Annotated in this window: 8 protein-coding genes; 7 read left to right on the top strand and 1 reads right to left on the bottom strand. The window is 61.4% G+C overall.

Annotated features, from left to right (window positions below; translation table 11 throughout):
* The first annotated feature begins 2 nt into the window (after window positions 1–2).
* Both FYJ85_RS03655 and FYJ85_RS03650 read left to right on the top strand, forming a co-directional pair.
* Window positions 3–1286, top strand: a complete 1284-nt coding sequence (locus FYJ85_RS03655; protein ID WP_154417019.1) for an efflux RND transporter periplasmic adaptor subunit — start codon at window positions 3–5, stop codon at window positions 1284–1286.
* Window positions 1283–4441, top strand: a complete 3159-nt coding sequence (locus tag FYJ85_RS03650) for an efflux RND transporter permease subunit (RefSeq protein WP_106054748.1) — start codon at window positions 1283–1285, stop codon at window positions 4439–4441. The genes FYJ85_RS03655 and FYJ85_RS03650 overlap by 4 nt, the downstream gene beginning before the upstream one ends.
* Before the next feature lie 282 nt (window positions 4442–4723).
* Here the strand turns inward: FYJ85_RS03650 and FYJ85_RS03645 are convergent, their stop codons facing one another.
* Complete coding sequence (locus FYJ85_RS03645) at window positions 4724–6970, bottom strand: glycoside hydrolase family 2 protein (RefSeq protein WP_106054758.1); 2247 nt, start codon at window positions 6968–6970, stop codon at window positions 4724–4726.
* 193 nt (window positions 6971–7163) lie between these two features.
* Between FYJ85_RS03645 and FYJ85_RS03640 the strand changes: the two genes are divergently transcribed.
* The 5 genes from FYJ85_RS03640 to FYJ85_RS03620 are packed head-to-tail and all read left to right on the top strand — an operon-like array spanning window position 7164 to window position 13173.
* A complete protein-coding gene (locus FYJ85_RS03640; protein ID WP_106054759.1) occupies window positions 7164–8180 on the top strand; it encodes a substrate-binding domain-containing protein in 1017 nt (338 codons plus the stop codon).
* A complete protein-coding gene (locus tag FYJ85_RS03635; RefSeq protein WP_106054760.1) occupies window positions 8180–8845 on the top strand; it encodes a type II secretion system protein in 666 nt (221 codons plus the stop codon). The genes FYJ85_RS03640 and FYJ85_RS03635 overlap by 1 nt, the downstream gene beginning before the upstream one ends.
* Before the next feature lie 14 nt (window positions 8846–8859).
* Window positions 8860–9525, top strand: a complete 666-nt coding sequence (locus tag FYJ85_RS03630; RefSeq protein WP_154417018.1) for a type II secretion system protein — start codon at window positions 8860–8862, stop codon at window positions 9523–9525.
* Between the two features lie 13 nt (window positions 9526–9538).
* Window positions 9539–10276, top strand: coding sequence for a LamG-like jellyroll fold domain-containing protein (locus FYJ85_RS03625; RefSeq protein WP_106054762.1), 738 nt, complete (start codon window positions 9539–9541; stop codon window positions 10274–10276).
* Window positions 10273–13173, top strand: a complete 2901-nt coding sequence (locus FYJ85_RS03620) for a hypothetical protein (protein ID WP_154417017.1) — start codon at window positions 10273–10275, stop codon at window positions 13171–13173. Before FYJ85_RS03625 ends, FYJ85_RS03620 begins: the two co-directional genes overlap by 4 nt.
* The last annotated feature ends 157 nt before the right edge of the window (window positions 13174–13330 follow it).

Raw genomic sequence — 13330 nt, 5'->3', positions numbered from 1 at the left:
ATATGAATTCTGCAATGGGAGTGCGGTGCGCGGCCGGAATTCTGGCCGCCGCGATGGTGTTGACCGGCTGCCGGGAAAAGGAGGCGCCCGCCGCGCCCGCCGCGCCGCCGGTGAAGGTGGTTCCGGCGACGGAGGGGTACATGTTCGAGTCGGCCTCCTCGATCGCGTCGATCAAGGCGAATGACGAGGTGAACCTCGTCGCGCGGGTCGAAGGATTTCTGGTCAAGCGGTTGTTCGAGGAGGGCAAGCCGGTCAGAAAAGGACAGCTTCTTTACGAAATCGAGCCGCAGATCTACGAGGCGAAGGTCAAGGCGGCCGAAGCCGACCTTGAGAAGGCGAAAGCGAACCTGACCAATGCGGATATCGAGTATGAGCGGCAGAAGACTCTCGTCGGGCAGGATGCAACCAGCAAAAGAGCTTTCGACAACGCCGCGGCGAACAAGCAGGAGGCCGACGCCGAGGTCAAGAGCGCGGAGGCGAACCTCGCGCTGGCCAGGCAGAATCTCTCCTACACGAAGATCTACTCTCCGTTCGACGGCCAGATCGGCCTGAACACTTACAGCGTCGGCAATCTGGTCGACCAGAACTCCGGCACGCTGGCGACTGTGGTGAAAGTCGACCCGGTCCGGGTCGAATTCGTCATCACGGAGTTCGAACTCATCAAACTGCTGAAGCTGCGGAAGGGCGCCGAGGCGCCGAAGGTGCGCGTGCGGCTCTTCCTGCAGGATGGTTCCGAGTACAGCGAACCGGGGGAGATTGCCTACTGGAGCAACCGGGTCAACACGAATACGGGTACTTTCCAGCTTCAGGCGGTGTTCCCGAATCCGAAGCGTCAGCTCATGGCCGGCATGTTCGTGCGGGTCAACATCGGGCCGGCCGATCCGCACAAGTCGCTTTTGATTCCGCTGGTCGCCCTGATGTCGGACCAGGCGGGCGATTATGTCTACGTCGTCGAGCCGGACGGACGGGTGGCGAGGCGCGACCTTGAGCTCGGTTACCGCGACAGCCGGAACATCATCGTGAAATCCGGACTGAAAGCCGGGGAGCGGGTGATCGTCGAGGGGATCCAGAAAGTGCGTCCCGGCAGCCCGGCGCTTCCGGAGACGGATCCGGCGCTGGCCGCGCAGATTCCGCTGACCGCCGAAGCCGCGCTGAAGCTGGATACGCCGAAGGCGGTCAGCCAGGATGTTCCGTCGCCGCTCGGCAACACGCTCGCTCCGGTCGGGGAGGCGATCGAGGAGGATGACGCCGGCGCGACTCCCTCCGGACCGGGGGCCGCGAAATGATCAGTAAATTTTTCATCGACCGCCCGCGGTTCGCATTTGTGATCTCGATCGTGATCACGCTGGCCGGAATCGTGGCGCTCTTCACGCTGCCGGTCACCCAGTATCCGGACATCACGCCGGGACAGGTGTCGATTTCGGCCACCTATCCGGGCGCGGACGCGAAAACCGTGCAGGAGACCGTGATCCAGCCGATCGAGGCGCAGGTCAACGGCGTCAAGCGGATGATCTATATGTCGAGCACCGCGACCGACACCGGCGCGGCCACGATCACCGTCACCTTCGACATCGGCACCGACGGGGATTCGAATACGGTCAACACGCAGAACCGGGTCAACTGGGCCTCCGCGCAGCTGCCGGAAGAGGTGCGCCGCCAGAGCGTGATCGTCAAGGAGAAGTCGCCGAGCATGCTGCTGGTCATCGCAGTCTATTCGCCGGACGGCAAATACGACGATCTCTTTCTCAGCAATTATGCGAGCATCTATCTGAAGGACGAGCTGGCCCGCATTCCGGGCGTCGGCGAAGTTCAGATGCTCGGCGAACACAAGTATTCGATGCGCATCTGGCTCGATCCGGCGAAAATGGCCAGCATGAACATGACCGTTGACGAGGTCACCGGCGCGCTGAACCAGCAGAATGTCCAGGTTTCGGCCGGGGCGCTCGGCGAAGCGCCGACCGGCGGGCATGGAATCTTCCGCTACGCGCTGCAGACGCAGGGACGCATGGCCGAAGTTTCCCAGTTCGAAAATATCGTCGTGCGTTCGACGCCGGACGGGGCCCAGGTCAAGATGAAGGACATCGCGCGGGTCGAACTCGGCGCCGAAAACTACGCATCGAGCGGCAGCTACAACGGCCGCCCGGCCGCGCTGATGGCGATCTACCAGCTCAACGAGGCGAACGGCATCCAGATCAGGCAGGCGTGCGCGGAGCGGCTTGAAGAGCTCAAAGCCTACTTCCCCGAGGGGGTGGATTACGGGATTCCGTTCGACACGACCGCCTTCATCACCGCGTCGATCGACGAGGTGGTCATGACGCTCGTGATCGCGGTATTCCTCGTGATCGCGATCACCTATCTGTTTCTGCAGGACTGGCGTTCGACGATCGTGCCGACGCTGGCGATTCCGGTGTCGCTGATCGGCACGTTCGCTGTGCTGCTGGCGATCGGCTACACGATCAACCTGATCACGCTTTTCGGGCTGATTCTCGCGATCGGCATCGTGGTGGACGACGCGATCGTGGTCATCGAGAACGTCAGCCGCCTGATGGACGAGGAGCATCTCGATCCGAAACAGGCCGCGGTCAAATCGATGGAGGAGGTGACCGGGCCGGTCGTGGCGACGACCGCGGTATTGCTGGCGATGTTCATCCCGATCTGCTTCCTGCCCGGAATTACGGGTGAAATGTACCGGCAGTTCGGCATCACCATCGCGGTTTCGGTATTGATTTCGAGCATCAACGCGCTGACCCTGAGTCCGGCGCTCTGCTCGATCCTGCTGAAGCCGGTCGACAAAAACCGGAAGAAGTTCTTTCTGTTCCGCTGGTTCAACGACGGCTTCGAGAAGGTGACCGACGGTTATGTGCATCTGGTGAAGGTCATCGTCCGGCGCGCTTTGTTCGCGCTGGTGCTGTTCGGCGCGATCGTCTTCGGCTGTTACTGGTTCTATATGAATCTGCCGACCGGCTTCATCCCGAACGAGGACCAGGGCAAGCTGTTCGTGAATATCCAGCTGCCGGACGCGGCGTCGCTCGACCGCACCCAGGCGTTTACCGACCGGCTGGTCGAAGAGGCGCGCAAGGTCGACGGCGTCGTCGACGTGATCGGGGTTTCGGGGTACAGCATCCTCACGAGCGCGCAGGCGTCGAACAATGCGATGATCCTCGTTTCTCTGAAGCCGTGGAAGGAGCGCAAGTCGCCGGAGCTGTCGCAGGATGCGATCCAGCGGAAGCTCATGGCGATTTTCGGCCGCGATCCCGGCGCGATCGTGCAGGTGTTCGGTATGCCGACGATCCAGGGAATCGGCACCACGGGCGGGTTTTCGTTCGTGGTCGAGGATACTTCGGGAACCTATCCGGAGCGGCTTGAGGCGGCGGTCAACGAGCTTTGCGAAGCGGCCCGCAAACATCCGGCGATCGGGTCCGCTTATTCGACCTTCCGGGCGCAGGTTCCGCAGGTGTTCCTGAATATCGACCGTGAGAAGGCGCTGAAGCTCGGAGTATCGATTTCGAGCATCAATACGGCGCTGCAGGGGCTGACCGGCTATACCTATGTGAACGACTTCAACAAGTTCGGCAAGGTTTACAAGGTCGAGATCCAGGCTGCGGCCGATGCGCGCCGCAGCGTTCCTGATGTGCGCAATATCTTCGTGCGCAACGACAAAGGAGACATGGTCCCGCTCGGAACGCTCGTCGAAGTCGAGCAGAAGCTCTCCCCGCAGTACCTGAACCGCTACAACATGTACTCCTCGGCGACGATCAACGGTTCGAATGCGCCCGGCTACAGCTCGGGGCAGGCGATGGCGGCGATGGAGGAGCTTGCACGGCAGCTGCTGCCGGACGGGATGAAGTTCGACTGGACCGATATGTCCTATCAGGAGAAAGCCGCGAACAAGCCTGTCGAGCTCGGCGGCGGTTTGTCGCTGAATATGACTATGATCATCTTCTCGCTCGCGCTGCTTTTCATGTATCTGTTTCTGGTGGCGCAGTACGAGAGCTGGATGATTCCGATTGCGGTGCTGCTGTCGGTGCCGATCGCATTTTTCGGTTCGCTGCTGTTCCTCTGGGTCATGCACGTTGAAAACAACATCTACACGCAGGTCGGCTTCGTGCTGCTGTTCGGGCTTGCCTGCAAAACAGCGATTCTGATTGTGGAGTTTGCGAAGGTCAGTCACGAACAGGGGAAATCGATTTTCGACGCGGCGGTCGAAGCGGCGAAGCTGCGTTTCCGCGCCGTGCTGATGACGGCGATTTCGTTCATTCTCGGCGTGCTGCCGCTGGTGATTGCGACCGGTGCGGGAGCGGCGAGCCGGATCTCGCTCGGCACAGCGGTTTTCGGCGGAATGATCGTTGCGGCGATCGGCGGAACGCTGCTTGTGCCGATGTTCTACGCGGTTGTCCAGCACCTGATCGAGTTCGGAAGGAAAAAGCCGGAAAAGGAGTAAGTTGCGGAACCGCAGGGGGAGTGTGACCGGGCGAAGAGAGCCGCCGGCCGTAAGGGGAGCGAAGTGACCGGGGTCAGGGCCTGCGGAGTTGGAGGCAGCGCCTCAAGCGGGCCCGTGCGAAGCCCTTGCGTAAAAATCCGCAACGCAGCTTCGACACGCGCTTGATTGACCGGAGCCGCCGGTATTCTGAAAAATGCGAAGTCGTATGGTCGCCGACGGGTTTGCGCGCTCCTTCCGGAGCGCGGTCTTCATACACATTCCCGATATGCGTGCCGACGGCTTTTATCCCACGGAAAACGCGAGTTCCGATGCGAGTTCCGCGCCGTCGATTTCACAGACGGCACGCAGACGGCATTCGCCGGGACGGAGTCCGGCCCGGACAACGGCCAGCGCCCGTCCTTCAAAAAGGCGTACCGCATTGCTCTTGAACGGCTGGGGACTGGTCGTGTCGCCGTTCGAAACGCCGAACAGGCTTCCGTCTCCCGATACGCGCAGATGGACGACCGCGTCAGTCACCGCGCAGCGTGTTCCGGCCGCGTCGAAAAGGGCGATCTCGACATGGCCGAGTCCGTCCGGCGCGATGGCGGTCCGCTCGGCGCGGAGCCGGAGCTCGACCGGTTTCCCGGCTGTGGCCAGCGTTCCGGTCGCGGCAAGCTTGTCGCCGTTGTAGCCGTTGGCAGTCAGCTCGCCCGGCGCATAGGCGAACTCGAACGGGATGCGGCAGCAGTCGCTTTCGCTCCGCACCTTCGAGCCGACGGGCCGGCCGTTCAGCAGCAGAACGACACGTTCGCAGTTCGTGTAGACCGCGACCCGCACGGTCTCGCCTTCCTTCCAGTTCCAGTGGGAGCGCATGTTCTCCCATTCGAGCTGCACGTCGTTCCAGTTCCGCACTTCGGCTTTTTCATCGGCGTGGACGGCGATATGGATACGCGGCGCCGGGTCCCAGGCGATCTGCGCCTGATAGGCGATGCTTTTCGGATAGCCGGCCCGGTCGATGAGCCCGCTGTACCAGTTTTTGTGCGGCCAGCGCGCTTCGCCGAGGTAGTCGAAGCCGCCCCAGTAGAAGCTGCCGCCGCCGAGCTCGTGGTCGAAATCGAACCAGCTGCCGACGCCGCGGTTCGTCGTCGCCTCGCTGACCAGGAAGGTCATCTGCGGATATTTGACGTGGTCGCGCGCGAAATATTCGCCCATGTAGTTGGCCGCGACCACATCCATATGGTGCGCCATCTGGTGGATGTCGGCTTTTTCGCGGAAATCGGGGTGATCCCACTTGACGCCGCTGCGGCGCGACGGATAGAGCGCGCAGGTGACCTTGCGGGTCGGGTCGAGCTTGTGGACGAAGTCGCGCATGACGATGAGCCGGTCGACGCCGTAACCGTCCTGCCCGTCGAGCTGCTGATCGACGACTTCGTTGCCGACGCTCCACAGAAAGACCGACGGATGGTTGCGGTCGCGCCGCACGAATTCGGCCACATCGCCGCGCCAGTGATCCTCGAAGGCGACCTGGTATCCGTAATACTGGCCGGTCCACTTGTCGAACGCCTCGTCGAAGATCAGCAGGCCCATTTCGTCGGCCAGTTCGAGGTATTCCGGCGCATAAGGGTGGTGTGCGAGCCGGACCGCGTTCACTCCGAGCGATTTCAGGATGCGGTATCTCCGCGCGACTCCGTCGCGGAAGACGGCCGTCCCGATGCCGCAGAGATCCTCGTGGATGTTGACGCCGCGCAGCAGGAGCTTTTTTCCGTTCAGGACGAAGCCGTGCTCCGGGTCGAATTCAACCGAACGGAAGCCGAATTTCGCAGTGATCCGGTCGACCTCCGCGCCGGTCTCGTCGAAGAGCTGGGCTGTGCAGGTGTAGAGATTCGGCGTGTCAGGAGACCAGAGCTGCGGGTTTCCGACCGTGAAGGCGGCTGCGGGGCCGTGGTGCGCGGCAGTCCTTTTTCCGGACGGGTCGTGAATCGTGAAAAGCACGTTCCCGGGGAGCGAACACTCCGCCGCGATCCGGACATGGCCGTCGATCTTTGCGTCGATGACGAGTCCGTGGCGCAGAAAGTGCAGCGGTCCGATCCGCCGCAGGCGGACGCTGCGGTTGATGCCGCTGCCGGTGTACCAGCGCGAGGTCTGCTCGATCGAGTTGTCGGCACGTACCGCGACAAGGTTTTCTCCCGGCACGAGTGCATCGGTGATGTCGGCTTCGAAGCCGGTATAGCCGTTGAAGTGCTTGAGGATGTGCCGACCGTTCACAAAGAGGTCGGCGGAGCGGTAGACTCCGTCGAAATCGAGCAAAAGCCGCTCGCCGCTTCCGCATTCGGCCCGGAAGCGCTTGCGGTAGTTGACGACTCCGTTCGGCAGGTAGGCGTGCTGCGAGCCGTGCGGCAGCGTGGGGTCGAACGGCTGGCCGATGCTCCAGTCGTGCGGCAGGTTCACTGCCGTCCAGCCGGTGTCGTCGAGACCGGGTTCCTCGAACCGCGGCACGTTCCCGGCGCAGAATTTCCAGTTCGCATTGAAACATTCGCTTCGGTTTCTCATAATGAATCGCGTTCTCCTTGAAGAATGGTTCCGTTCAGGGAAAAATACTCCGCTTTTACGGCCGTGCAACCCGGTTTGGTGAAAAATCGATCTTTTTTTGATTGTCCTCTTGTTTTTGAATATGGAATCGAGTATAATATATATCGAAAATGATATATATCTGATTTGATTTATATATCGCAAGGGACTGCATATGCCGAAATATCTTGAAATCGCCGAGCTGCTGCGGAGCCGGCTGGCCCGCGGCGAGTATCCGGCCGGGAAGCTGCCGCCGCTGCGGAAGCTGGCTGCCGATATGGGCGTCAGCTACCTGACGGCGCGGCATGCGGTCAAGACGCTCAAGGAGGCCGGCTGGAACCGGACGCGGGCGGCGCGGCCGCTGGTGGCCATGGTCACGCCGCTCTGGGCGTTCACCGAGTGGCACCGTGCGGTCCGCAACAGCACGGAGGCGCTCGGCGGGCAGGTCCGCTTCATCGCTTATGCCAGTGATACGGACCCGAACATCTCCGAAGCGATCAACGAGAACGAGTACGACGTGATCTTCCTGTCGCTGCCGGACCGCGAGGATTCGCGGCTGCTCGAGCTGGTTTCGAGGGAGAACGACCGGGTCGTCGTGATGTTCCGGGATATGAGCATGTACGGCATCCGCTCGCTTCTGGGCGCCGATCCGGTTTACATCGAACGGTTTCTGGAGCTTCTCGTCGAGCGCGGACACCGCCGGATCGACGCATTCGGGCGCGACACCGACATCCGCGCCGGAGCCGGCGACCGTTACCGGATCTGGCGCAACTGGCTTGAGCGGCACGGCATTGAAGGGCGTTTTCATGAGATGAAGCATCAGCCGTTTGTGCCGGACGACGCGCGGGCGGCCGATTTCTGCCGCCGGAAGTTCGCGGCGGAAGAGTTCGGGGAGGCGGTTTTCTGCTTCAACCCGACGCTGGCGAGCGGGTTCTACCGCGCCTGTTTCGAGCACGGACTCGTTCCGGGCAGGGACATTTCGGTTTTCGCGTTCGGCGATCAGGAGAAGGCCATGCTGATGACTCCCGCGCTGGCGACGGTCATGAACGTCGGCGTCGAGGAGACGATCCGCGACATTATCGCCGAGTACTGCCCCGGGGCAACCCGGAGCGAAGTATTGACATTTCGGTTGAAACATACGGAAATTCATGAAGGTGAATCGATCATCCAAACATTTGCGGGAGGCAAATAATGAAAAAATATTTTACGCTGATTGAACTCCTGGTCGTGATCGCGATCATCGCGATTCTGGCCTCGATGCTGCTGCCGGCGCTGAATCAGGCCCGGGAGCGCGCTCGCGGCACGTCCTGCATGAACAACCTCAAACAGATCGGCCTCGCCCAGTCGCAGTATGCCGGAGACAGCGATGACTATATCGCCGTCGGCCGGGCGACCGGTGATGTCCCCTGGCCGGAAAACTGCTGGCAGTACCGGCTGCGCAGCTATATCGGCTATAACGGCCGGGTCGGGGTCGGCAACTACAACAACATCATTTACGGGAAGAATCCGGGTTGCGTCATGTTTTGTCCGTCGAATCAGAAGAACATCGTCTCTTACCGGACCAATACGTTCGACAAGAACCAGTTCCGTTCCGACGGCGTGAAGCTGTCGAGCATTCTGACGAAGAACTCCGGCCATTACCGGAAATACGGCTTGTCCCGGACGCTGCTGGCGATCGATGCCGGTTATGACGAGGCCGCGGTGCCGAATTCGGATTATCTGTACAACATCGGCTCCCTCGGTTCGGAAAAGATTTCCCCGATTCGACACTCCGGCAAGGATAATGTCCTCGCGGCCGATATGCACGTGACGAGCGTCCCGTTTAACGGTGTGGATTATTTCCTGGTTATCAATTAAGGAGAATTCAAGAAATGAAAAAGTGTTTTACCCTGATCGAGCTCCTGGTCGTGATTGCGATCATCGCGATTCTGGCCTCGATGCTGCTGCCGGCGCTGAATCAGGCCCGGGAGCGCGCCCGCGGCACGTCCTGCGTGAACAACCTCAAACAGATCGGCCTTGCCCAGTCGCAGTACGCAGGGGATTTCGACGATTACATCGCCGTCGGCCGGGCGACCGGTTCAACTCCGTGGCCGGAAAACTGCTGGCAGTATCGGCTGCGCGACTATATCGGCTATAACGGCCGGGTCGGCGTCGGCAACTACAACAACATCATTTACGGGAAGAATCCGGGCAGTGTCATGTTTTGTCCGTCGAACCAGAAGAATATCGTCTCTTACCGGACCAACACGTTCGACAAGGATCAGTTCCGTTCCGACGGCGTGAAACTGTCGAGCATTCCGACAAAGAATTTCGGAAACTATCGGAAATACGGCTTGTCCCGGACGCTGCTGGCGATCGACGCCGGTTACGACGAAGCGGCGGTGCCGAATTCGGATTATCTGTACAACATCGGCTCCCTCGGTTCGGAAAAGGTTTCCCCGATTCGACACTCCGGCAAGGACAATGTCCTTGCGGCCGACATGCACGTGACGAGCGTCCCGTTTAACGGTGTGGATTATTTCCTGGTGATCAAGTAAGAAGGAAGATGGTATGAACAAAATCGGAATGATTGCGGCGGCGCTCGCGCTGGGGATCTCTTCGGCGCAGGCGGACTTCACCCAGGGGCTGCTGGCCCGCTGGAGTTTCAACGACAATTCGAACGAGGCGAAGGCGCTGACCGACGACGTCGGCGGCCTGACCATGAAACGCAGCGCGATCGGCAGCGATTCGAAGTTCAAGGTCAATGCGGATGGTTCGGTGACGCTCGGCGGCGGTGTGATCCTGTTTTCCGATGCGGTCAATTCCGCGTCGGAGAAGTTCGGCGTCCTGGCCGACGGCGGCACGATCTGGTGCCGGATCAAATATCTGAATGCGCCTGCGGGCGGGCCGTTCTTCAGCTTCGGGCTCGTGAATGCGGTCGCGCCGGGCGACTGGGCGCAACTGGTCCTGACGCCGTTTTTCGCCTCGGAAGGGCTCGGCTCCCGCGCCAAGGGGCCGGGAAAGCTCGAAACCGGCATGGCCTCCGGCCACCTGCCGGTCAAGGTCGGGGAATATGCGAACGTGGCGATCGTCTTCAACGGCAAGACCAAAAAGGTCACTCTCTTCGTGGACGGCAAGACGGCGGATCGCCACTCCCCGATGACGAAACTTGATGCGTTCCAGAGCCTCATGATCGGCCGGCTGAAGGCGAGTTCGGCGCAGCAGATGCAGATCGATGAGATCCGGGTTTACAACACGCCGCTCTCGGCGGAGTGGATCGATGAAATTGAACCGTTGGAGGGAAAATGAAGCATGCATGGATTCCGGCCGCGCTCTGCGGCCTTGGTCTGACGCTCGGTGCGGCCGAACGGCTGCTGATAGAGGATTTTTCCGATGTCGGCACCTGGCGGAGCAATCCGGTCCGCAACACGACGCCGGGCAAATGGTTCGGCGCCGACGTCTATCTCGGTGCGACGCCGGACGCCTCGCGCGACGACGGTTATGCCGGGAAGCTCCTGTTTCACTTCGCGGATGCGTCCAAGGCCGGGCAGGTTGATTTCCTCCGCGCCAAGGCCGGTCAGCCGGAGGTGTTTGCCGACGGAGTCGAGTTCGATATCAATCCGCGCGGGATTTCCGGTTCTCTGCGCTTCACGCTTGAGGATTCGCAGGGCAAGCGGTTCATGACCTCCCCGGCGGAGTTTTCCGGCGAGGGGTGGCGGCGCTGTCGCGCGGAAGTCGGCAAGGCGGCGGAGGGCTTCACCGGCCCCTTCAAACTTTACAAGATCCATTTCGAGGCGAAGGGCGTCTCCGGCAGCAACTATGTCCTGGTTGACGATTTCGCGCTGACCGGCGATGTGAGCCGCCGCCGTACGGTTTCGATCCGTCCCGTCGTCTCCTCTCTGGCGACCGAGCCGGGCAAGCCGGGCAAGGCGTCCTACCGTTTCCGCAGCGCTTCGGCGAAGGCGCTGGAGGGCAAGGTCGTCTACCGGCTGTTCGACTGGGACGGGAAGGAGCTGCTGAACCGCTCGTTCCCGGTGTCGCTCAAACCGTACGGCAGCACGGTGCTCGACGTCGCACTGCCGCCGCTCGGAATCGGCAGCTATAACGCCTCGCTCGAATTCACTTCCGGGAAAATCAAGAGCGATTACACCGACTGGATTGCGGTGTTCCATCCGAACAACGGCCGGAAGAACGACCATCCGATGTGGTTCGGCGTCCAGGATACCTCGATCTGGAACGGCGAGGCGGAGAACGAGCTGCATTATGAGTGGATGAAGATGGCCGGCTTCGACATCGAACGTCTCGGCATTACCGGCAACCGTCTCGACAACGGCAAAACCACGAACTTCGAGGGCTACGAAAAGGTCCTGAAGGGGAATCGCGACGCCGGGATGATCGCCTGCGCCTCCTACACCGAGGGCGTTCCCGATTATACGCAGGAGAAGCCGCTCTGGCGCGGCATGCCGACGAAGCCGGACGCGTTCCGCGGCCACATGGACAAAGTGTTCCGCTGCCTTGCGAAATATCCGAATGTCCAGTATCTCGAATTCTGGAACGAGCCGGACATCGGCTTCATGGTCGGAACCCTCGACCAGTACCTCGATGCGCTGAAAATCGTGCGCGCCTCGCAGCAGGCGAATGCGCCGAAGCTCAAGATCGCGACCGGCGGCGTGACGGTCATCCACCCGAAGGAGAAGAAGAACTTCTCGCGCGACATGTACTGGAAGGGGAAAGGACTCTATGATGTCGCCTGCTTCCATGCCCACGGCAGCCTCAGGGATTACTCCGAACGGCAGGAACTGCTCGAGAAATGGCTCGAAGAGGGCGGTATCGACCTGCCGGTCTGCAACACCGAAACCGGCGACCGCAGCGGCTATACGGTCGATACGATCAAGCGCCACGCGGTCACGCTGGTCAAGAAGATCGTTTACGCCAAGAGCCGCAATACCGAATTCTATGCCTGGTTCACGCTGCAGGATTACTGGGATATGGATTTCGAGGCGGACGACTCTTTCGGCCTTGTGACGAGCGACAACCGCCCGAAGCCGTCGTTCATCGCCTACAATGAACTGATCCGCCAGCTCGGCAACACCGGCCGCGGCGAACTGCTGTCCGGCACCGGCGCGCTTGAGGTCTACCGTTTCGTGAACGACCGCGAGAAGCGGGAAGTGCTTGCGATCTGGCCGAAGGTCGGAGGCACCCGCCAGGTGTTGCCGCTCGAGGGGGAAGGCGAGGTCAAGGCGGCCGGGTTGTTCGGCGCCGTGCTTCCGGTCGAGGCCGGCCACGGTTATGCCGCGATTCCGGTCGACGGGCCGGTTTACGTCAGTTATCCGCAGGGAGCGTTCCGGATCGCGTCCGCCGTCGCCGAACAGAAGCAGGTGACCGGCACGAGTGCCGGGCGCACGGTGAATCTGCCGCTGATGGTCCGGAATCCGTTCTCCGTCGCGGCCACGGTCACGGTCGGCGGTGCTTCGCCGATCGAAGTGAAGGCCGGTGAATCGCGTGAGATCCCGGTGCCGGTCGCGGTTCCGGCCGACCAGCCCAACGGCATCTTCTCCGCCGAACGGACGGTTGTGCTGACCGCCGGCAAAGAGACGCTGCGGCTGACGGTGCCGCTGGCGGTCAATGTCGGCTATCCGGTTGCGGCCGGAACGAAAGCCGCCGCGCATATCGTGCTCAATACGCTTGACCGGGTGCATGAGCTGAGCTTCGACCCGGCGATCCCGCGCTGGAAGGGGCCGGAGGATCTCTCCTGCGACTTCGCGATGACCCGTGTCGGCAGCGATCTGAAGCTGAACATCCGGGTTGCCGACGACCGCCATGTCATGAATGCGAAGCCGGCGGAAACGTGGCTCGATGACAGCATCCAGATCGGTTTCCAGTCTCTCGACGGCGCGTTCACCGAACTGGCGCTCGCCGGCAGGAACGGCAAGGGCGAGGTCTATGCGCAGATTTCGCCCGATCCGTCGCTGCGCGGCGCGTGGGACGTTCCGGCGAAAGTGACGCGGCAGGGGAATGTGACGGTCTATGATATCACGCTCCCGCTCGCGAAGCTCAAAATCAGCGACAAGCCCGGTACGCTGTTCCGCTTCTCGTTCCTCGTCAACGAGAACGACGGACAGGGACGCGTGCGCTGGATCGAATGGATGGGCGGCATCGGCCGCTCGAAGAATCCGGACGAATTCGGCTGGGGCGTTATGCTGTAACTTCCCGCATCCCCTCCGCCCCTTCCGCTCCGGCATGTCCGGCGGAAGGGGTGTTTTTTTCTCCTGTGCATAAGATATGCATTGAGCGGCGGGAAAAAATCCGGAGGCTCGGCCGCCGCAATGTGGAGACGAGGCAAGTCGGATTCGATGGGAGCGC

Source organism: Victivallis lenta (assembly GCF_009695545.1).
Classification (GTDB): Bacteria; Verrucomicrobiota; Lentisphaeria; order Victivallales; family Victivallaceae; genus Victivallis; species Victivallis lenta.
Note: the sequence above shows the minus strand (reverse complement) of the source record. Positions and strands in the feature narration are given on the sequence as shown.

Excerpts from the sequence above, each read along its gene's own strand:
- FYJ85_RS03655 (WP_154417019.1), top strand. The coding sequence starts at position 3 with ATGAATTCTGCAATGGGAGTGCGGTGCGCGGCCGGAATTCTGGCCGCC.
- FYJ85_RS03650 (WP_106054748.1), top strand. The coding sequence starts at position 1,283 with ATGATCAGTAAATTTTTCATCGACCGCCCGCGGTTCGCATTTGTGATC.
- FYJ85_RS03645 (WP_106054758.1), bottom strand. The coding sequence starts at position 6,970 with ATGAGAAACCGAAGCGAATGTTTCAATGCGAACTGGAAATTCTGCGCC.
- FYJ85_RS03640 (WP_106054759.1), top strand. The coding sequence starts at position 7,164 with ATGCCGAAATATCTTGAAATCGCCGAGCTGCTGCGGAGCCGGCTGGCC.
- FYJ85_RS03635 (WP_106054760.1), top strand. The coding sequence starts at position 8,180 with ATGAAAAAATATTTTACGCTGATTGAACTCCTGGTCGTGATCGCGATC.
- FYJ85_RS03630 (WP_154417018.1), top strand. The coding sequence starts at position 8,860 with ATGAAAAAGTGTTTTACCCTGATCGAGCTCCTGGTCGTGATTGCGATC.
- FYJ85_RS03625 (WP_106054762.1), top strand. The coding sequence starts at position 9,539 with ATGAACAAAATCGGAATGATTGCGGCGGCGCTCGCGCTGGGGATCTCT.
- FYJ85_RS03620 (WP_154417017.1), top strand. The coding sequence starts at position 10,273 with ATGAAGCATGCATGGATTCCGGCCGCGCTCTGCGGCCTTGGTCTGACG.